Below are 19370 nucleotides of genomic sequence, written 5' to 3' on the forward strand. Positions count from 1 at the left end.
CACCAGCCGCCGCCGCAGCACCGGGCCCCGCCGCAGCTGGGCCAGGCCGTCGCGCAGCGCCCCGGTGGCGTCTCCGCGCCGGCCGGGTGTGCGGCGGACGCGGGTCTCGGGCAGCGCCCGCGCCACCGGAACCGCCAGCAGGGTGGCGGCGATGCTCGCCAGTCCGACGGCCTGGTAGCCGCCGAGCGCCAGCACCGGGGCGGCCAGGGCGGTGGCGGCCGTCGCCGCCGTGGTGGCGGCGGCCTGGGAGCGTCCGATCAGCCGGGCGTAGTCGGCGGTGGCGCCCAGGGTGGCGAGTTCCTCGTACACCAGGGCCTGCAGGGTCCCGGAGCGGAGCGATCCGCCGACGCCCCAGAGGACGAAGCCCAGGGCGAAGGAGGTGTAGCAGGGTGCGAACGTCCACAGGGCCCAGGCCGCGGCCACCGGCAGCGGAGCGACCGTCAGCAGCAGCCGCCGGGAGACGGAGTCGGCCCACAGGCCGGTCGGCACCTCGAGCAGCACGGCGGTGGCCGACCAGAGGGCGAACAGTGAGGAGATCTGTGCGTCCGAGAGTCCGTGGTCGGCGAAGAGCACCGCATACACGGGGTAGAGGAGGACGAAGTCCTCGGCGAACGCATAGGCGTAGAGGCCGCGGGCCAGCCGCCGCCGAGATGAGGATCAATGTCGTCGGGTCATGTCTCGATGGTAGGACCTGCAGGGCTCGCGGGAGCGCTCCCACGAGAAACCCGTCCATGCTCCTTCGGGCGTTCGTCGTTCGAGAAGTTAAGGCGACTCCCCGCTTGACGCCATGACAGGCCACTGGCTTTATATGAACCGGCATTTCGAACGCATCGACACCTTCCACGAGTCAAAGGCCGTAGGGCCCGCATCCGTGTCCTCATCGTGGAAGCGCTCCCACCCACCCGAGGAGAGACCGCGTGCGCAGTACCCGTATCGCCAAGGGCCTGACGGCAGCCGCCGCAGCCGTCGTGCTCTGCGCCACCGCCACGGCCACCGCCGATGCCACCCCGGCCCCCCGTCCGGGCCCCGACCGCGGACTGCCCTCCGGCAGCCACTTCTACGTCGACCTCCACAGCAGGGCGGCCCAGCAGGCCGTCACCGACCTCAAGGCAGGGGACTACAAGGACGCCACCGCGATGGCGGAACTCGCCTCGTGGCCGGTGGCCCAGTGGTTCAACGGCACCGCCGACCCGGCGGACACCACCGCCGCCATGGCCCAGCTGCAGCAGAAGGCGGCACGCCAGGGCCAGACCCCGGTGGCGGTCGCCTACAACGTCCCCGGCCGGGACTGCTCCCAGTACTCCGCCGGTGGCGCGGCGAACTCCACCGAGTACGCCGCCTGGATCGACGCGCTCGCCAAGGGCATCGGCAGCCACCGCACCGTCGTCGTGCTGGAGCCGGACGGCCTCGCGCTGAGCCCCGCCTACTGCGGCGGCACGGCGGAGCAGCAGACCCAGCGGCTGGCCGAGATCAGCGGCGCCGCCAAGGAGCTTGAGCAGCGGTCAGCCGCCACCGTCTACCTGGACGCCGGCCACAGCGCCTGGCAGAACACCGGCACCATGGCGCAGCTGCTGATCGACGGCGGTATCGCGGACGCCCGGGGCTTCTTCCTCAACGTCTCCAACTACCAGACCGACAGCGACCTGGTGCGCTACGGAACCCAGGTGGCCAAGTGCGTCTGGTACCTGGGCCACACCCCCGGTGCCACCTCCGCCGACTGCGCCAACCAGTACTGGCCCGCGGCCGACGCCGACGCCTGGTACACCGCGCACGTCCCGGCCGACGCCGACCTTCCGCACTTCGTCATCGACAGCAGCCGCAACGGGCTCGGCCCCTGGACCCCGGCGGCCGGCACCTCCTACCCGGACGCGCAGACCTGGTGCAACCCGCCCGGTCGCGGGGTGGGCACCCGGCCGACGGCGAACACCGGCACCCCGCTGCTGGACGCCTTCCTCTGGGTGAAGGTCCCCGGTGAGTCCGACGGCACCTGCACCCGCGGCACCGCCGGTCCGGCCGACCCCGTGTACGGCAGCGTGGACCCGGTGGCCGGCGGCTGGTGGCCCGACCAGGTGCACGGGCTCGCGGCCAACGCCAGCCCGAAGCTGACGTTCAACACGCATGTGATCGGCTGACACCCGGACGTTCCCGGACGTCCCGGACGTCTCCGGGCGGTGACGACGCGGCCCCGGCACTCCGCCGGGGCCGTACCCGTGCCGGCGTCGGTTCCGGCGCCGGCGCTCGCGTCGTCGTGCGCCGTCCGGCGTCCTGAGGTGTCCGGAATGCCGGATCTGTGGAACCGTGGCCGGCAGGTGAGGCGTCCCCTGAACCGTGCACCTGCGAATCCCTCTCCATCTGGAGGTGTGTGCCGTGGTCCCGACCATCGCCCGTCGTTTCGCCGCAGTCGGCAGTGCCGCGCTGCTCGGCCTCGGCGGTGCCCTCGCGGGCGCCGTCCCCGCACATGCGGCCGGTTCCGCCGTGCGCACCTGTACGGTCGCCGACCTCCGCCTCTCCATGGGCAGCCGGGACGTCGGGGCCGGACAGCTCCACTGGCCGATCAGGTTCACCAACCGCAGCAGCCGCACCTGTGTGATGCGGGGCTACCCCGGCGTCAGCGTCCTCGACCGTGCAAACCGGCAGATCGGCGCCGCCGCGACGCGCAGCGGTCAGTCGTTCGGGACGGTGACTCTGCGCTCCGGCAGGACCGCCGTCGCCGTGGTGCACACCACCAACGGCCCCATCGGCGGACCCTGCCGGGCCACCGGCTCCTCACTGCGGGTCTTCCCGCCGGGGTCGTTCCGGTCGGCGCTGGTACCGGCCGCGCTGCGGGTCTGCTCCAACGTCTTCAGCGTCACCCCGGTGACCGCGTCCTAGGGCCGCCGTGCCACCGCTGCCGCGGTGGCCGGCCTCCACACCCGGCCCGGGACGGGGGGACCGGACGCCCGGGCCAGGTGTGATGCGGTGACGGCCCTCCTCGTGCGGCTCGCGGCGGCGCGGTGCGGCGAGGTCCGTCCGTACCTGGCGCGATGCGGGCACAGGCTGCGGGCTTGCCCCGTGCGGGCGGGTCCTCACGGCGGCCGTGGCGCCGGTGCCGGCGACGGGCGGGTTGCCCGGGCCGCGGAGGCGGCGGCGTCCGTGATCCTCGAACGGTCCGCCGTCGCCCGCCCCCGAGGTACAGCTGCTGCTGCACCGCCGACGCAGCAGCTGACCCTTCCTCGTGCGGGGTGGCGGTGCCGCCACCGGATCAGTCGAGCGGTCCCACCACCGCCCCGCCGCCGGCCTGCACGGCGCGTACGGCCTGCTGGTGGATGGCACGGCCGGTGGCCTCGTCGGGGGCGGGCACCGGGCTGCCCTGCAACGTGTACCAGTCGCTGGCGCCCGTGTACTGCACGGTGACCCGGGCCTCCTCGTCGGCCCACATGGTGTGCACGGTCAGATCGCCGGTGATGACGCCGACTTCGACGGTCGTCGCCCCGCCGGCCCCGGCGATGATGCCCTGGGTGGTCCAGGTCGCCCAGGTGTCCACAGTGCCTCCGTTGATCAGTTGGGATGCGGGTGATCAGAGCGGCCACCAGTCTCCCCTGCCGCCGGTCCGCGCTCGCACCCGGCACGCCGCCGTACGGCCCGGCGACCCCCCACCGGCGCTTTCGGCGCATCCCCGACTGCCCGGGGGTCCCTGCGACGGGCGGCACGCGACCTCTGCGGCCGCCCGGAGGACGCCGTCCCGGGCCCGGTCAGCCGGCTGTCAGCCAACGGTGACGCGACGGTCAGCCCCGCCGCCGAAGCTGGGTCCGCCGCGGGGGAGACGCCTCCGCGAGCGAGACGCCCGAGCGGCAGAAGCGGAGCCCCCGATGCTGAACACCACGATCCTCATCTCCGGCGCCAGTGTGGGCGGTCCCGCGCTCGCCCACTGGCTGGCCCGCTACGGCTTCCGTGTGACGGTGGTCGAGCGGGCGCCGGCACTGCGCCCGGGAGGCCAGGCGGTCGACGTCCGGGGACCGGCGCTGGAGGTCGCCGAGCGGATGGGGGTCGCGGCCGAGCTGCGCGGCCTCACCACCGGGATGCGCGGTCTGACCATGGTGGACGCCGAGGGGACCGAGCTGTTCAGCACCAGCGAGCGCACCTTCACCGGCGGTGAGCTGGACAGTCCCGATGTGGAGGTCATGCGGGACGACCTCGCCGACCTGCTCTTCCGTGCCGCCCGGAAGGACGTCGAGTACCTCTTCGACGACTCGATCACCGCGCTCGACCAGCACGCCGACGGAGTGCGGGTGACCTTCGAACGCAACGCCCCCCGGGACTTCGACCTGGTGGTGGGCGCCGACGGGCTGCACTCCAACGTGCGCCGCCTGGCCTTCGGCCCCGAGGCGGACTACATCCACCACCTCGGCACCTATCTGGCGGTCTTCAGCGCCCCCAACTTCCTCGGCCTGGACCACTGGCAGATGTTCCAGCAGGGCGCAGAGGTGGGCGGCGGGGTCATGAGCGCACGGGACAACAGCGAGTCCCGGGTGTACATGGGATTCGAGTCCCCCGAGCCGCTGCAGCTGGACCACCGGGACGTCCCGGCTCAGCGCCGCCTGCTCGCCGACCGCTTCGCCCGGGCCGGCTGGGTGTGGCCCAAGGCCCTGGAGCACATGTGGGAGGCGCCTGACTTCCACTTCGACTCCATGAGCCAGATCCGGATGGACAGCTGGTCGCAGGGCCGCGTCGTGCTGCTGGGCGACGCGGGGTACTGCGGATCGCCGCTGTCCGGCCAGGGAACCAGCATGGCGATGGTGGGCGCCTATGTGCTGGCCGGCGAACTCAGGGCGGCAGGCGGCGACCACCGGGTGGCCTTCGCCCGCTACGAGCGCGAACTGCGGGAGTACGTCACGGGCAACCAGCAGCTGGCGCTCACCAACCGGGCACGGATGGAGGCCCAGCTCTCCGGTGCCGAGCCCGACCCCTCCCTCGCGGACTTCGACGAGGTCGCCAACGGGATCGCTCTCAAGCGGTACTGACCGGGGAGCGCCGGGCCGCCGGGCCGCGTCACGCGGCGGCGTTCCGGCCCGGTGGCGTTCCGGCCCGGCGGGGCACGGCCGGCGGTGACAGGGCGACCGGGCGACTGGATGGGCCCGCGCAGGCTCGGGGCCGACCACCCGGGTCGTGTGCGGGGCGGAATCAGCGGTCGCCAGGGGAGCCACCGACAGCGCCGTCCGGCGGGGCGTCAGCCCCGGCCGGCCCGGGGGCGGCTGAGAAGCCCGGTGCGGGCGTACCGGCCCGGGGTGGTGCCCACGATCCGCTTGAAGTGCCGGGTGAGATGGGACTGGTCGTAGAACCCGGCGGCGGTCGCCACCTCGCCGGGCGGCTGTCCGGCCAGCAGCAGACGGCGGGCCAGGTCGACGCGGCGGGAGGTCACGTACTGGTGCGGGGCGATACCGAACGCGGCGCTGAAGGCACGGACCAGGTGGGTGGGGTGGGCGTGGACCTGGCGGGCGGCCTCCTCCAGGGTGATGACGTCGAGCAGCCGCGCGTCGAGGAGGTCGCGCAGGTCCTCGGCGACACCGCGTCCGGGCCCCGCGCCGCCGACGGCCGCCCGGGGTCGCAGATGCTCGCGCACGCGCTCGACGACGAAGGCCAGACGGCACTCCGCCTCGAACTCCTCCCCCCGGTCGGCGAGCGCCGTGTGCAGCTGTCCGACACGTCTGCGCAGAACGGGATCGGTGAGGTCCGGGCCGTCGACCGCCGGCCCGATGAAGCTCTCGTCCAGCCGCGTCGTGTCGAGGTAGAGCACCCGCTTGCGGAAGCCGTGCGGGGTCGCGGGCGAGCCGTTGTGCGGGACCTGCGGCGGCAGCAGGCTGACGGTGTCCCTGGGGGTGCCGCGCTCATGGCGGTCCAGGTCGTAGCGGACCGCGCCGTCGTCGACGATCAGCAGCGTCCAGGTGTCATGGACGTGCATGGGGTAGGCGTGCTCGGTGAAGTGGGCGTGGAAGACCTCCATGACGCCCGCGACCGGCGGGCGCCAGGCAGAGATCTCCGGGCTGGACGTCACGCAAAGAACGTACAAGACCGGGATGGGGCGCACGCCGGAGTCTTGAAGCATGAGAACCAAGGACGAGACCGGGACCGCGAGCGAGACCGGGGCCGGCACCACGACCGGCAGCCCCACTGCGCCGGTCCGCTTCGACACCAAGATCGCTGTACTGCTGCGTGACGACCTGGAGCCCTGGCAGCGGCTGAACGTGACCGCCTTCCTGGTCAGCGGACTCGGCACCGTGTCACCCGAGGTGGTCGGTGAGCCGTACGCGGACGCCGACGGCACCGCGTATCTGCCGATGTTCCGGCAGCCCGTCCTGGTCTTCCAGGGGAGCAAGGAGACGCTGACGGCCGCGCACGGCCGGGCGCTCTCCCGCTCACTGCCGACGGCCGTCTTCACCTCGGACCTGTTCGGCACGGGCAATGACCGGGACAACCGGGCGGCTGTCCGGGCGGTCAGCGGGAACCAGCTCGATCTGGTGGGCGTGGTTGTGTACGGGCCGCGCAATGCGGTGGACAAGGTGCTCAAGGGTGCGCAGATGCACCCCTGAGTGCACAACTCCGCGAACCGCTCGAAATTCGCGAAATTCGCGAAGTCTGTGAAATCAGCCAAGTCCGGGAAATCATCCGACGTCGCGAAATCCGCTGACAATTCGCCGCCCGGGTGGAATCCCTGAACCTGGGAGACCTCGGGCGGTCGCGGCACCAACACAATCGGGATGAACGGTGATCCCGTGATGCTGCGCCCTGTGTTCGAGGGCGATCTTCCGCTTCTGCACCAGTTTCTGACGGGCCCGGAGGCGACCGAACCGTTCCAGCGGACGGTCGGTCGGACCCCGGGCGGGCCGGCGGCGCCGGTGGGAGCGGGACGGTTTGCCGGCCACGAGGGCGGCCGGTGGGCAGTGGTGTCCGGCGCGGGCCGGCACGGTTCTGTCGCCTGGCGGAGGGACGTTTCTTCGCGTCATTCCCGCTGCCGGAACATCGGGGCGCAGCTGCTGTTGGAGAGTTGCATCCGAGGATTGGGTGCTCGCGCCCGGCGACTGTCGGTGCGTTGTCTGTTCGTGTGCTCTCCGGCCGTGAGGATCAAGGCGGGCGCCGAAAGAGAGAACGCGGCGAGGTCGCATGTCGCGGAGAAGTGTGGATTCCTTTGCGGCGGCGTGCTGCGCAGCAGGGTGTTTCGGGACAGGGGCGGCGGGACGTGGTGCGTCAGAGCGTGCCGAGCGGTGACCAGCTGCCGGCCGGACGTCTGTGACGGCCCAGCTCAGATGGGTCGTACGGCCGCCGGAGCACGCGCGGCGGGGTGGGGTCCGGGATGCGCCGGGTGCCTGTGCTTTCACGCCCCGAGGGGATTTCCTGGTACTTCTTCCGGGGCCGGGTAAAGCTTTTCCCATCGATCTGCCCATGGCGGTCCGCCCTTCGGTCAGGCCGGGGGCGGAAAGGTGTGGAAAGTGTCGCGCAATCGATGAGCCGGGTGCGGGCCAATCCAGAATCCTGCATCATCAGCATTGCTTTCCGCTGACCCGCTAGGGGATTTCGCAGGACGTTCGCCGAGGCCCCGGAAAAACCCTTCGTAATGGGCGTTTTTCGCAGGGCCGGGCCCACGGCCGGGCCGGTCCGGCAGGTCGCGTGCCGGGGCGCTGCGACCGCGGCGGGGCGCGGGGGAGTGGATGCGGTGTGCCGACCGGCGAGGCCCGGTGCGGACCCCTCGGCGAGCCTGGGGCCCCCTTTCCGGTGAACCCCCGGTCTACGCGCAAAGAATCTTTGGCATGAACTCTTCCCCTGAGAGGTCCCTGCTTGCTACTAAGTGGTAGCCAGCTTTCCTGTCAGGGAGGTTCCGTGAGACGCACCAAGTCGTTGTCCGCTCTTGCCACGCTGATCCTTGCAATGGTCTTCGGCCTGGCAATGACCGGCCCCGCCCATGCCGCCGGGCCGGCGTACGTGGCCCTGGGTGACTCCTACTCGGCCGGTAACGGCGCGGGCAACTACGACAGTTCGAGCGGTAACTGTCACCGCAGTTTCAGCGCCTTCCCGTACCTCTGGAAGAACGCGCACTCCCCCTCCTCCTTCGCCGACACCTCCTGCTCGGGCGCGGTGACCACGGATGTGACCAACAGTCAGCTCGGCCCGCTGAACTCCTCCACCGGGCTGGTCTCCCTCACCATCGGCGGCAACGACGCAGGGTTCTCCGACGTCATGACCACCTGCGTGACGGGCTCCGACAGCACCTGCGTCTCCCGGGTGAACCAGGCCGAGAGCTATGCGCAGAACACCCTCCCCGCCCGGCTCGACGCCACCTACAACGCGATCCGGGCCAAGGCGCCCAACGCCAAGGTGGTCGTCCTGGGCTACCCGCGCATCTACACCCTCAACACCTTCTGCGTCGGCCTCTCCAGCACCAAGCACACCAAGATCGACGAGGCTGCCGACGTCCTGGACTCCGTGATCGCGAGCCGCGCCGCCGCCCATGGCTTCGTCTTCGGGGACGTCCGCACCACCTTCCAGGGCCATGAGCTGTGCTCCGGCGACGACTGGCTGCACTCCCTGGTGATCTCGCCGAGCTGGGAGTCGTACCACCCGACCGCCAGCGGCCACTCCGGCGGCTACTACCCGGTCCTCAACGCCAACAGCTGACCACCCCCACGAGCGCACCGGCGCACACATGAGTCCCTGTCCGCGGCACTCCGCGAACAGGGACTCTTTGCTGCGGTACGGCGGACCGCGGCTCCGTCAGGCGGTGCGGGACCGGGGCTCAGCTGCCTCCCCGGGCCGCCGACAGCCCGGCGGCGACGGCGACGATCGCACAGAGGAGCAGCCACGCCCAGGGATTGCCGAAGTTGAGCGTCCAGCCGATGCCGAACCGCTTGCCGACCACCACGGCGGGGTCGTTGCGGTTGACGTACAGCACACCGGCCTTCCAGAAGCGGTCGTCGTCGCGCGGGACGCCGGTCGCGGAGCCCGCCCCCGCCTCCGGGGCCGCGCCCCGGAGCCGGTAGCCGCCCTGACCCATCCTCAGCAGGACGACGAGCAGTGCCACGGTGCCGATCGCGACCGGAAGCGCAGGCAGGGCGGCGGCGGCACCGGTGAGCCGGTAGGCCTGCCAGGCCTGGAGCGCTCCGAGCAGCAGGCCGACGTTGATCAGCGCGGCGAGCAGCAGCAGCCCGCGGGCCGTCACCGCCAGGAACCTGCGGTACCGGGCGGTGGAACCGGCGGCGTCCGCACTGTCGATGTCGGGCCTGGAGCGGTAGGTGAGCAGCAGCATCACGGTGATCACAGCGGTGACGAACACCTGGCCCACCACCATGGAGAAGGCGCTCCAGAGCGACTTGTCGGCCCAGCGGTCGACGGTGCCCGTCGCGGCGAAGTGGACGGCCAGCCGGCCGGGCAGGGACGGGTAGCGCACGATGCCGACGACAAGCGTCGCGACGGTCACGGCGACGGCAGGTGCGGCCCAGAGCAGCGGGAACCTCTCCGGCTCGGTGCGCCACGTCGTGTCGGTGGTGATCGTCTGCCGCGTTCCCTCGTACCAGCCCTCGGCGGTCTTGGCCGCGGTGATCCGCTCCCTGGCGAGCTGGAAGCAACCGAACCCGGCGGCGATCTCGGCCGTAGCGACAAGGGCGACCAGCCATGCCGGGCCGGCGGTGAGCAGGACCGCCGCCACCGTGAAGCAGAGGGCGAGCACTCCGGTGCGCCAGTGGTAGGCGCGCCGTTCGCGGCGGATCACCTCCGAGCCGGTCCGGCCGGGGGGCACCCGCACCCCGAACTGCAGGGTGGGCCGGGTGAACGCCGGCATCACGCAGAGCACCGCCCCCACGAACAGGACGGTGAGCCCCGCACTCAGGCTCTGGGCGGTCATGATCGGCTCTCCTTCGGGGGCTGCGGGCGCTGTGCCGGGGCACTGCCGTGCTCCGGGGTTCCGGGCGCTGCGGATGGTTCCGGCCGTCCGGCCGTCTCGGGCCCGGCCGCGGTGTCCGGAGCACCGGGTGGTGCTCCGCGGGTGGTGAAGTCCTCGACGGCCCGTCGGCAGTGGTCGACGATGTCCTGGGGGCCCAGCCCCTGGGCGGCGGCCTCGGCGAGCAGCGTCCGCAGCCGGGCCGACCACTCCTCCACATAGCCGGGTTCGGGGGGCCCGCTGCCGGTGTCGCGGTGGATCACCGCGCCGGACTTGCGGTTGATCCGCACCAGGCCCTCCTGTCGGAGGATGTCGTAGCTCTTGTTCACCGTGTGGAAGTTGATGCCGAGGTCCGTCGCCAGCTGCCGGGTGGAGGGCAGTGCCGACCCGGCCGGCTGGGTGCCCCGCGCGATGGCCTCCACGATGCGGTCCCTGATCTGCTGGTAGATCGGCACGGGACTGTCGGGTTCGATGCTCAGCAGCATGGCGCCTCCGGAATCTGTTATAGCTGTTGTAGAGCAGATTTCAGGAGATCGTCAAGGCTGCACCCTGCCCGGCAATGCCCGGCGGGCCGGGCGGTCGGCGGTCCCGGTACCGGGGTGCGTCTGACGGCCCGTCGGGTGTCGGCTAGGCTGCGACGCCGCGCGACCCCGCCGGACGCCGGGTGACCCCCGCCGGTCGCCGCCCGACCCCGCCGGTGGACCGGAGCCGGCGACCCACGCCGCCCGCCCCGGCGGCCCGACCGGAGGACCGCACGTGACCGTGGACATCGCCGACTTCGCCACCCCCGACCCGGAGCGCCCCCCGGTGCCCATCACCGTCGACTGGGCCGCGGTCGAGCAGTGGCTCGGGCTGCGGTTGCCGACCGACTACAAGCGGCTCATCAGCACGCACGGCCCGCTGGACTTCGGCGAGTACCTGTGGATCCACGGCCCCTGCGCCCAGGGCGACCAGTTCGACTTCGGCTCCTGGGCGGCGTCCGTCCACCGCAGCGCACGGATCGACGCCCGGATGCAGCCCGAGCACGAACAGCCCGTCATCCACCCCCGGCCGGGCGGACTGCTGGCGTGGGGCCGCAGCCGCCGCAGCGACATCCTGTTCTGGGACACCTCCACCTCGGCCGACCCCGACGACTGGACCGTGGTCGTCCGCCACATCCACCGCCCGCCGGGCAGCGGCCTGCGGGCCTGGCACCCGTACGACCTCACCCTCACCGGCTATCTGCGCCACACCGTGCGCACCGCGGCGGATGCCCCCGCCCCGCACGGCCCCATGATCGGCCCGCTCCCCGGGACCATGGCACGGACCGCCTTCCTGGCCACGGCAGGCCCCTGGGACCCGCCGCCGGCGACCGCTCCGCGGCTCACCGCCGAGCAGCGCCGCGTCGCCCTGGAGACCGGCTCGGGCCTGGAGGCGCTGCGCCTGCTCTCCCCGCCGCCCGCCCGCCCCTACCTGGGCGACGGCGACTGGGCGGACCTCCACGCGGAGCTGGGCACCCGGCTGCCGCAGGAGTACCTCACCCTGATGGAGCTCTACGGTTCGGGCTGCTGGAGCAACTGGCTGCGCTTCCACACGCCGCTGCGCACCGACGACAAACGCCGCTTCCTGCGCCATGTCGAGTACGTGGCGGAGGCCTACGGGAGCCTGGGGGAGGACGACCCGGAGCAGTACCCGCTCGCCATGTGGCCCGAGCCGGGCGGGTTCCTGCCGTTCGCCAACTCCATCGACGGCGACCACCTGGGCTGGCTCACTGAGGGAGCCGACCCGGACGCCTGGCCGCTGGTGGTCTGGCCCCGCCACGCGCCCCAGGGGCCCCCGCTGGAGACCGGGCTGATCGACACCCTGGTCGCCTGGCAGCGCGGTCACCTCGAAGCGGACGGCTTCGCCGAACTGGACCAGGACGACGACCCGGTGGAGTTCGCCTCCTTCGCGCCGTGGGACGACCACGCGTACTGGTGAGCGCCCCCGCCGGCATCGGCAGGCCCGCTGCCCGGGGCGGTGTCCGTCCGGCCGGCCGCGCTGTGCGCGGCCCCGGCGGCCCGGCCGCGCACCGGGCCGGCCGTACGTGCCGGGTCACAGGCCGCGCAGCCGCTCCAGATCCCGCCGGTCACGCTTGGTCGGGCGTCCTGCGCCGCGGTCGCGGATGCCCATCGCGGCCATCTCCTCGCGCGGAGGCGGCGGCGGGCTCTTGTCGACGAGGCATTCGGCGGCGGCCGCAGCCCCCACCCGCTTGCGCACCACCCGGGAGACCACCACGATCCGCTCCCGCCCGGCGTGGAACAGCCGCACCTCGTCCCCGGGCCGCACCGCGTGGGCGGCCTTGACCCGCTCGCCGTTCACCTTGACGTGGCCGGCCCGGCAGGCCGAGGCGGCCAGCGAACGCGTCTTGGTGAGGCGTACCGACCAGATCCAGCTGTCGACCCGTACGGCGGTCTCGTCCTCCGAACCCATGCCCCGACCATAGTCCACGCCCGCCCCACCGGGTCGGGCCCGCATCCCGTCGCCCAGGTGATCAAGGTGTGAAACGGCGTCGACGGCCGCGTCCCTTTCCTGACACGATCACGGCGTGCCTTCGCACCGGGGGGTACCGGCGTCGGGCCGGCCCTCCGCGTACCCGCGACGGCACCGCCTGCACCTCCTGCGTTGCCGCACCATGTGCACCGCCCGCACCGTCGTCCACGCCGCCGAAGGAGCCGCCGCCATGACCGCACCCCGGGAGACCGCCGCCCAGCCCGAGGGGCGGCTCGACCGTCCCGGCGCCGAACTGGACTGGAGCAGCGAAGGGGAGGGACCGCTCGTCGTCCACGCGCACGGCATGTTCGGCAGCCGTGCCTCGGACGACCGCTGGGGGCTCTTCGACTGGGCGCCGCTGACCGCGTCCGGGCGCCGCCTGGTCCGCTATGACGCCCGCGGCCACGGCCGCTCCACCGGCCGTCCCGAGCCCGGTGACTACCGCTGGCCGCGGCTGGCCGACGACCTGTTCGCCGTACTGGACCACCTGCAGCCCACCGGTCCGGTGGATGTGGCGGGCGCGTCCATGGGGACGGGCACCCTGCTGACGGCGGCCGTGCGGGAGCCCGCCCGGTTCCGCCGGCTGGTGCTGATGATCCCGCCCACCGCGTGGGAGACCCGGGCGGCCGCCGCACAGGGCTACCTGGACGGGGCGGACGCCGTGGAACGCGACGGGATGCCGGCCTTCCTGGCGGCGATGAGCGGGGGGACCCCGCCGCCGGTCTTCGCCGAGGCCTTCGCCCTGCTCAGCCAGGAGGACGTGGCCGCGGTTGCGGCGGGCCCCGACGTCAGCGAGACGCTGCTGCCCTCGGTGCTGCGCGGAGCCGCCGGCTCGGACCTGCCCGATCCGCAGGCGCTTGCCGCGCTGCCCCACCCGGCGCTGGTCCTCGCCTGGGAGGGCGACCCGGTGCACCCGGTCTCCACCGCCGAACGGCTCGCCGAGCTGCTGCCCGGCGCGGAGCTGCACATCTCCGGCACCGCTGCCGAGGTCCGGGGCTGGGCCGGGCGGATCGCCGCCTTCCTCGCGGGCTGACGGCGGTCGGGACGGCCGGGGGGGCCGTCCCGACCGCCCCGGCTCAGCCGGCGGCCGGTGCGGGAAGGGTTTCCGGACCGGCCCCGGGGTCGATCGGCAGGGACACCTGGAAGCGGGTGTCACCCGGTTCGGACTGCACCCGGATGTCGCCGTGGTGCTTGTTGACGACGATCCGGTACGAGATGTCCAGGCCCAGCCCGGTGCCCTCGCCCACCGGTTTGGTGGTGAAGAACGGTTCGAAGATCCGCGGGCGGATCTCGGGCGGGACACCCGGCCCGGTGTCACCGACCTCGATCAGCAGCCGGTCCTCGTCGTACCGGGTCCGCAGGGTGAGGGTGCCGCTGTCGCCCATCGCCCCCAGCGCGTTGTCGATCAGGTTGGTCCACACCTGGTTGAGTTCCGCCCCGTAGGCCAGCAGCTGCGGGGCCGAGCGGTCGTACTCCCTGACCAGACGGATCCCCGGCGGGATCTTGGCCTGCAGCATCACCACGGTGGCATCCAGCAGCTCGTGCACATCCACCGTCTGCTGCGGTGCCCGGTCCAGCTGGGAGTACTGACGGGCGGCGCCCACCAGGTCGGAGATCCGGGACACCGAGTCCTCGATCTCGCCCATGATCAGCTCGGTGTCGACGCTGTACGCGATCCAGCGCACCGCCGACTCGAGATTGTCGGCCCCCACCGACTCGGCGACCGAGGAGAGCCACTCGCCGTCGATGCCGCCGGCGACCAGGGTGGGCGCCAGGTCCCAGCTGCCGGACACCTTGTGGTCCTCCAGCCACTCCCCGAGCTCGTCCTCGGCGTCGGCCGCGGCCAGCGCGGTCATCGGCTCCGCCGAGGTGGCCCGCTCCACCGCTGCGTCCTGCAGCTCCACCAGCTCGTGCAGCCGCCGCCCGTCCAGCCGTCCGTCGGCGATCAGGGCGAGCTTGCGCCGCATCCCGGAGATCCGCTCGCGCAGCGCCGAGGTGGCCCGGACCGCCGCGGCGGCCGGGTTGTTGAGCTCATGGGTGAGCCCCGCGGACAGCGAGCCCAGGGCCACCAGCCGTTCCCGCTCCCCGAGGATGGTCTGGCTGGCGCGGGCGCCGAAGAACAGGCCCTCCAGCAGATGCAGTCCCATCGGGAACCAGGTGCGGACGGCGGTGGCGAACTCGTCGGCCGGGAGCACCGCGAAGTCGCAGTCCACGATCGCCCGCAGGGTGTGCGGGTAGACCTGCTCCACCTGGTCGCCGAGATAGGACTGGGTCGCGCCGGCGTAGACCCCGCGCTGGTCGGTCCGGGACACCTCGATGTCGTCGCCGTGCAGCCGGCGGCTCATCGCCACCGCGCCGGACAGCAGCACGAAGAGGCAGGTGGCGGGCTCGCCCTCGGAGAACACCGTGGTCCCCGCGGCCCGGTGGTCCACCCGGATCCGCTCGGCGAGCCACTCCAGCTGCTCGTCCTCCAGCCGTTCGAAGAGGAAGAGGGTGCGCAGCTCAGCGGGGGTCAGCCGCCCGTCCCGGCTCTCGTCCGGGCTCCCCGTGCTCCCGTCCGGGGCGTTCTCGGACTCGTGCTCCTGCTCGTACACCGCTTCCCCGTCCGCCGCGCCGCCCCTGCCGTTGCCCGCGTTCTCCCTGCCCGCGCTCGCGTTCACTGCGCCTCCAGATAGCGGTGCACCAGCGACACGGCCATCGCGCCCTCGCCGACCGCGGACGCCACGCGCTTGACCGAATCGGCGCGTACGTCCCCGGCCGCGAAGACACCCGGCACGCTGGACTCCAGATGGTAGGGATCGCGGGGCAGCGTCCAGCCCGGCGGCCGGTGTCCGCCGGCCAGCAGATCGGGACCGGTGAGCACAAAACCCCGCGGGTCGCGTGCGACCACCCCGGTCAGCCACTCCGTGCGGGGCTCGGCACCGATGAACACGAACAGCCAGGAGCAGTCGACGGTGTGCGTCTCACCGGACCTGGCGTCCCGCAGCACCACCTGCTCCAGGTGGTCGTCGCCGGACCCGCCCGCCACCTCCGTCCAGGGGTGGACCTCGATGTTCTCGATCGCGTCCAGCTGCTGGATCAGATAGTGCGACATCGACCTGCGCAGGTCACCGCTGCGGATCAGCAGGTGCACCCGGCGGGCGTGGCGGGAGAAGTGCACCGCGGCCTGTCCGGCCGAGTTGGCCCCGCCCACGATGTACACCTCCTCGCCGCGGCAGCTGAGGGCCTCCGTGGTGGCGGAGCCGTAGAAGAGGCCCGCGCCCGTGAAGTCCGCGAGTCCCGGTGCGTCCAGCCGCCGGTAGGACACCCCCGTGGCCAGCACCACCGAGTGCGCCGTGATGGTGCTGCCGTCCCCGAAGCGCAGCACCCGGCCGGCGCCGGCCGCGTCCAGACCGACGACCTCACGGGTGGAGAGGATCTCGGCGCCGAAGCGCAGCGCCTGCCGCCGGGCCCGGTCGGTGAGCTGGGCGCCGGAGACACCGTCGGGGAAACCCAGGTAGTTCTCGATCCGGCTGCTCTGACCCGCCTGGCCGCCGGCGGCCTGCCGCTCCACCAGTACCGTCCGCAGGCCCTCGGAGGCGCCGTACACCGCGGCCCCCAGCCCCGCCGGACCGGCCCCGACCACCACCAGGTCGTAGAAGTCCGAGGTCGGCCGGGTACTCAGCCCCACATGGGTGGCCAGCTCGGACTCGGTGGGCGCCACCAGCGACTTGCCGTCCGCCGTGACCACCAGGGGGACATCCTCGGCGGTCAGCCCGGCGGCGGTGAGCAGACTCGCGCCCTCCGGCTCCTCGGCCTGCAGCCAGCGGTACGGCACCAGGTTGCGGGTGAGGAAGTCCCGTACCGCGAAGGACGGCGCGGACCAGCGGTGGCCCACCACCCGGGTCTCCGAGACCGCCGGGTCGGGCGCCGAGAGCCAGGCCTCCAGCAGCCCGTCGATCACCGGATAGAGATTCTCCTCGGGCGGGCTCCAGGGCTTCAGCAGATAGTGGTCAAGGTCCACCACGTTGATCGCGTCGATGGCCGCGCCGGTGTCCGCGTACGCGGTCAGCAGCACCCGCCTGGCCAGCGGGAAGAGGTCCATGACGGCTTCCAGGAACTCGATGCCGTTCATTTGCGGCATCCGGTAGTCGGCGAGCACCAGCGCCAGCTGCTCCCCGCGCAGCTTGATCTCGCGCACCGCGTCCAGGGCGTCGTCCGCGGAGGCGGCGCGGACCACCCGGTAGCGCTCGCCGTACCGGCGGCGTACATCGCGCGCAACGGCTCGGGAGACCGCCGGGTCGTCGTCCACGGTGAGGATCGTCGGATTCGCCATGTCCCCCATCATGCTCCGTTCGGGCCCCCCGCGCGCAGGGGAACCGCAGGCCCGGGGGTGTTCGGGCACTCCACTGACGCGTCGTCAGAAGCCCACTCGCCCGGCCGTGCCCGGGCCCGGCCCGGCGGCCGCCAGGAGGTGCCGGAGCCGCCGTGACTCCACCCGTCCGCACCGTCGCGGACGGTGAGCGCCGGCCGGGTGTCCTCCGTGCCCCGCCGCCCTGTCCCGTCCTGCCGCGCTGCGCCCCGCTCCGCACCTCGGGCGGCGGCGCCCGGCGCGCTGCACCGGCGCCCGGACCCCCGGCACGGGACCATGCCACGGTGCATCGGAACCCGCCCCAGGAACCGCAACCCGAGCCGGCCCCCGGACCCGGCGCCGGCCCGTACCGCCGAACCCGGCGCGCCCTCCCGGCCGTCGTCCGGATGACCGCCCGGGACCCGGCCGAGGCCCACCGCTCCACCACCGCGCTGGAACTGCTCTTCGACCTCTGCTTCGTCGTCGCGGTGGCACAGGCCGGCATCCGTCTGGTCCACGCCCAGACCACCGGGCACCCCGCCCACGGCCTGGCCGGCTATCTCTCCGTCTTCTTCGCCATCTGGTGGGCCTGGGTGAACTTCTCCTGGTTCGCCTCCGCCTACGACTGCGACGACGTGCCCTACCGGCTCGCCACCCTGGTGCAGATCTGCGGCGTCCTGGTGCTGGCCGCCGGCGTCCCCCGCGCCTTCGAGCACGCCGACTACGGGCTGGCGGTGGTCGGCTACCTCATCATGCGGCTCGTCATGACCGGCCAGTGGCTCAGGGCCGCGCACGGCGAGACCGGACCCGCCCGCACCACCGCACTGCGCTACGCCGCCGGACTGATGGTCATTCAGGCCGGCTGGGTGGTCCTGCTGCTGCTCCCCGCCGGGGCCTGGACGCCCGGCTTCCTGCTGCTGGTGGTCTGCGAGCTCTCACTGCCCGGGTACGCCGAACACGCCCGGCGGACTCCCTGGCACCCCCACCACATCGCCGAGCGCTACGGCGCGTTCACCATCATCACGCTCGGCGAGAGCGTGGCGGCGGCCACGGTGGCGGTGCAGTCCGCCGTCGACGAGACCTCCGAGCTGGCGGAACTGCTGCCGATCGCCGCCGGCGGCCTGCTGATCGTCTTCGCCGCCTACTGGATCTACTTCGCCGTGCCCATCCACGAGCATCTCGCCTCCAACCGCCAGTCGTTCCTGTGGGGGTACGGCCACTACCTGGTCTTCGGCTCCGCCGCCGCGATCGGCGCCGGGATCGAGGTGGCCGTGGAGCAGACCGTGGGCAGGGCCCACATCCCGGCGACCGAGGCGGCCGCGGCCCTGACCGTGCCCACCGCCGTCTTCCTGCTCTCCGCCTGGCTGCTGCACGCGCGGCACTTCAAGGTCGTGCTCTCCCAGCAGCTGGTGCTGCCCGTGAGCGCGCTTCTCGTTCTGGCCTGCACCTTCGCCGGACGCCACGCGGCGCCCCTGGCCGGGCTGGTGGCCGCAGCCGCGGTCGCCGCCGGGGTCGTCCTCGCCGCCGGTACCCCCGAGCACCGCACCGCTCGATGACCACCCCAGCCGAGCGGCGTCCGGCAGCGGGGCGTACGGTGCGGTCCCGGCACACTGCCCTGTCGCACACATGGGGGGAACAATGAGACACAAGCTGGCGTATGTCGCCGGGGGCCTGGCGGGCCTCGTCGTGGTGATCGTCGCGCTGACCGGACTGCTCGGCGGATTCGACCGCACAGACGGCGGTGAGGTCGCGGTGGTCCGCAACGGCGGCATGTTCGACGACCGCAACATCCGCCAGATCATCCAGCCCGCCTCCGGGCTCACCTGGACCGGACTCTGGTCGACCAGCCACAAGTACCCCAGCCAGCAGCGGTTCTACACCATCACCGCAGCCGCCAAGGCCGGTGACCGGCCCGGCGTCGACGTCGTCCGGACCCCGTCCACCGACGGCGTGGACATGGGGATCGAGGGCACCCTGTACTTCACCCTCAACCTCGACCAGAAGACCCTGCGGGACTTCGACAACAAGTTCGGCACCCGCACCTTCACCGGCGCCGACGGCAACCGCTACCACGCCTACGACGGTGACCTGGGCTGGTCCGCCTTCCTCGACCAGATCATCCGCCCGGTGATCGACAACGACCTGCGGGAGCAGATCTCCAACTTCCGCTGCGCCGAGCTGGTCTCCTCCTGCGCGCTGGTGCAGAACACCGGGACCACCGGCGTGGGGAAGGCCGGCGCCCCGGGCGGCCGGACCAACAACGGCAACATCGCCGCCGTCCAGAACGCCGTCAACAGCTCCCTCGCCGAGGACCTCAAGGCCACCCTGGGTGACGACTTCCTGGAGGGCCTGCGCTTCAACCTGGTGCGGGTCACCCTGCCGGACAATGTGCAGTCCGCCGTCGACAAGGCCCAGGCCGCCTTCGCCGCCGTCTCGGAGGCACAGGCGAAGGTGGCGCAGGCCAAGGCCGACGCCGCGGCCAACGCCGCACGTCAGCAGGGTTACCAGAAGTGCCCGGCCTGCGCGACCATCGACGAGATGAAGGCGATCCCGCCGAACGTGACCACCTTCGCCCCGGGTCAGAACTTCGCCATCACGGCCCCCGCCAAGTGACGTCGCACCTCC

The 19370-nt window shown here is 72.6% G+C and carries 17 protein-coding genes; 9 read left to right on the top strand and 8 right to left on the bottom strand.

The window, feature by feature from the left end; genetic code table 11:
- Positions 1–639: MFS transporter (locus AOK09_RS18875; RefSeq protein ID WP_157875952.1), on the bottom strand; the 639-nt coding region annotated here is incomplete at its 3' end.
- A 278-nt stretch (positions 640–917) separates the two neighbouring features.
- On the opposite strand from AOK09_RS18875, the gene AOK09_RS18880 reads away from it, so the two are divergent.
- Both AOK09_RS18880 and AOK09_RS18885 read left to right on the top strand, forming a co-directional pair.
- Positions 918–2132 carry a glycoside hydrolase family 6 protein gene (locus AOK09_RS18880; protein ID WP_079063208.1) on the top strand — a complete coding sequence of 405 codons (1215 nt, stop codon included), beginning with the start codon at positions 918–920 and terminating at the stop codon, positions 2130–2132.
- 235 nt (positions 2133–2367) lie between these two features.
- A complete protein-coding gene (locus AOK09_RS18885) occupies positions 2368–2871 on the top strand; it encodes a DUF4232 domain-containing protein (RefSeq protein ID WP_055588381.1) in 504 nt (167 codons plus the stop codon).
- Between the two features lie 370 nt (positions 2872–3241).
- Here AOK09_RS18885 and AOK09_RS18890 read toward each other — a convergent pair whose 3' ends face one another.
- Entirely contained in the window at positions 3242–3523 is a 282-nt protein-coding gene (locus tag AOK09_RS18890; protein WP_055588382.1) for a hypothetical protein, read from the bottom strand.
- 325 nt (positions 3524–3848) lie between these two features.
- On the opposite strand from AOK09_RS18890, the gene AOK09_RS18895 reads away from it, so the two are divergent.
- Positions 3849–5000, top strand: a complete 1152-nt coding sequence (locus AOK09_RS18895; protein ID WP_055588383.1) for an FAD-dependent monooxygenase — start codon at positions 3849–3851, stop codon at positions 4998–5000.
- Positions 5001–5206: 206 nt separating this feature from the next.
- On the opposite strand, the gene AOK09_RS18900 is transcribed toward AOK09_RS18895, so the two are convergent.
- Positions 5207–6082: a helix-turn-helix transcriptional regulator gene (locus AOK09_RS18900; RefSeq protein ID WP_079063209.1), complete on the bottom strand. Its 876-nt coding sequence runs from the start codon at positions 6080–6082 to the stop codon at positions 5207–5209.
- Here AOK09_RS18900 and AOK09_RS18905 point away from each other — a divergent pair.
- On the top strand, positions 6081–6566 hold the full coding sequence (locus AOK09_RS18905; protein ID WP_055588385.1) for a DUF2000 domain-containing protein: 486 nt from the start codon (positions 6081–6083) through the stop codon (positions 6564–6566). The genes AOK09_RS18900 and AOK09_RS18905 overlap by 2 nt on opposite strands.
- A gap of 1285 nt (positions 6567–7851) precedes the next feature.
- Positions 7852–8646 (top strand): SGNH/GDSL hydrolase family protein, encoded by a 795-nt coding sequence (locus AOK09_RS18910; RefSeq protein ID WP_055588386.1) that lies wholly within the window; start codon positions 7852–7854, stop codon positions 8644–8646.
- Positions 8647–8764: 118 nt separating this feature from the next.
- Here AOK09_RS18910 and AOK09_RS18915 read toward each other — a convergent pair whose 3' ends face one another.
- The gene (locus tag AOK09_RS18915) at positions 8765–9868 is read right to left on the bottom strand and encodes a DUF1648 domain-containing protein (RefSeq protein WP_055588387.1); all 1104 of its coding nucleotides are present in this window, start codon (positions 9866–9868) and stop codon (positions 8765–8767) included.
- A complete protein-coding gene (locus AOK09_RS18920; RefSeq protein WP_107101379.1) occupies positions 9865–10389 on the bottom strand; it encodes a GntR family transcriptional regulator in 525 nt (174 codons plus the stop codon). The genes AOK09_RS18915 and AOK09_RS18920 overlap by 4 nt, the downstream gene beginning before the upstream one ends.
- 271 nt (positions 10390–10660) lie before the next feature.
- Here AOK09_RS18920 and AOK09_RS18925 point away from each other — a divergent pair, with 271 nt between their 5' ends.
- The gene (locus tag AOK09_RS18925; protein WP_055588388.1) at positions 10661–11863 is read left to right on the top strand and encodes an SMI1/KNR4 family protein; all 1203 of its coding nucleotides are present in this window, start codon (positions 10661–10663) and stop codon (positions 11861–11863) included.
- 114 nt (positions 11864–11977) lie between these two features.
- Here the strand turns inward: AOK09_RS18925 and AOK09_RS18930 are convergent, their stop codons facing one another.
- Positions 11978–12355, bottom strand: a complete 378-nt coding sequence (locus AOK09_RS18930; protein ID WP_055588389.1) for an RNA-binding S4 domain-containing protein — start codon at positions 12353–12355, stop codon at positions 11978–11980.
- Positions 12356–12605: 250 nt separating this feature from the next.
- Here AOK09_RS18930 and AOK09_RS18935 point away from each other — a divergent pair, with 250 nt between their 5' ends.
- On the top strand, positions 12606–13448 hold the full coding sequence (locus AOK09_RS18935; protein WP_055588390.1) for an alpha/beta fold hydrolase: 843 nt from the start codon (positions 12606–12608) through the stop codon (positions 13446–13448).
- 43 nt (positions 13449–13491) lie between these two features.
- Here AOK09_RS18935 and AOK09_RS43465 read toward each other — a convergent pair whose 3' ends face one another.
- Complete coding sequence (locus AOK09_RS43465; protein WP_055588405.1) at positions 13492–14931, bottom strand: ATP-binding protein; 1440 nt, start codon at positions 14929–14931, stop codon at positions 13492–13494.
- 140 nt (positions 14932–15071) lie between these two features.
- Positions 15072–16739 carry an FAD-dependent oxidoreductase gene (locus AOK09_RS18945; RefSeq protein ID WP_407675416.1) on the bottom strand — a complete coding sequence of 556 codons (1668 nt, stop codon included), beginning with the start codon at positions 16737–16739 and terminating at the stop codon, positions 15072–15074.
- 413 nt (positions 16740–17152) lie between these two features.
- Between AOK09_RS18945 and AOK09_RS18950 the strand changes: the two genes are divergently transcribed.
- Both AOK09_RS18950 and AOK09_RS18955 read left to right on the top strand, forming a co-directional pair.
- Positions 17153–18301 (top strand): low temperature requirement protein A, encoded by a 1149-nt coding sequence (locus AOK09_RS18950; RefSeq protein ID WP_055588406.1) that lies wholly within the window; start codon positions 17153–17155, stop codon positions 18299–18301.
- Positions 18302–18383: 82 nt separating this feature from the next.
- Positions 18384–19358 carry an SPFH domain-containing protein gene (locus tag AOK09_RS18955; RefSeq protein WP_055588392.1) on the top strand — a complete coding sequence of 325 codons (975 nt, stop codon included), beginning with the start codon at positions 18384–18386 and terminating at the stop codon, positions 19356–19358.
- The last annotated feature ends 12 nt before the right edge of the window (positions 19359–19370 follow it).

Source organism: Peterkaempfera griseoplana (assembly GCF_001418575.1).
Classification (GTDB): Bacteria; Actinomycetota; Actinomycetes; order Streptomycetales; family Streptomycetaceae; genus Peterkaempfera; species Peterkaempfera griseoplana.

What these genes read in the sequence shown, in the direction of transcription:
- AOK09_RS18900 (WP_079063209.1), bottom strand. Translation starts at nt 6,082, where the DNA reads ATGCTTCAAGACTCCGGCGTGCGCCCCATCCCGGTCTTGTACGTTCTT.
- AOK09_RS18935 (WP_055588390.1), top strand. Translation starts at nt 12,606, where the DNA reads ATGACCGCACCCCGGGAGACCGCCGCCCAGCCCGAGGGGCGGCTCGAC.
- AOK09_RS18930 (WP_055588389.1), bottom strand. Translation starts at nt 12,355, where the DNA reads ATGGGTTCGGAGGACGAGACCGCCGTACGGGTCGACAGCTGGATCTGG.
- AOK09_RS18905 (WP_055588385.1), top strand. Translation starts at nt 6,081, where the DNA reads ATGAGAACCAAGGACGAGACCGGGACCGCGAGCGAGACCGGGGCCGGC.
- AOK09_RS18920 (WP_107101379.1), bottom strand. Translation starts at nt 10,389, where the DNA reads ATGCTGCTGAGCATCGAACCCGACAGTCCCGTGCCGATCTACCAGCAG.
- AOK09_RS18915 (WP_055588387.1), bottom strand. Translation starts at nt 9,868, where the DNA reads ATGACCGCCCAGAGCCTGAGTGCGGGGCTCACCGTCCTGTTCGTGGGG.
- AOK09_RS18895 (WP_055588383.1), top strand. Translation starts at nt 3,849, where the DNA reads ATGCTGAACACCACGATCCTCATCTCCGGCGCCAGTGTGGGCGGTCCC.
- AOK09_RS18945 (WP_407675416.1), bottom strand. Translation starts at nt 16,739, where the DNA reads ATGGGGGACATGGCGAATCCGACGATCCTCACCGTGGACGACGACCCG.
- AOK09_RS18950 (WP_055588406.1), top strand. Translation starts at nt 17,153, where the DNA reads ATGACCGCCCGGGACCCGGCCGAGGCCCACCGCTCCACCACCGCGCTG.
- AOK09_RS18955 (WP_055588392.1), top strand. Translation starts at nt 18,384, where the DNA reads ATGAGACACAAGCTGGCGTATGTCGCCGGGGGCCTGGCGGGCCTCGTC.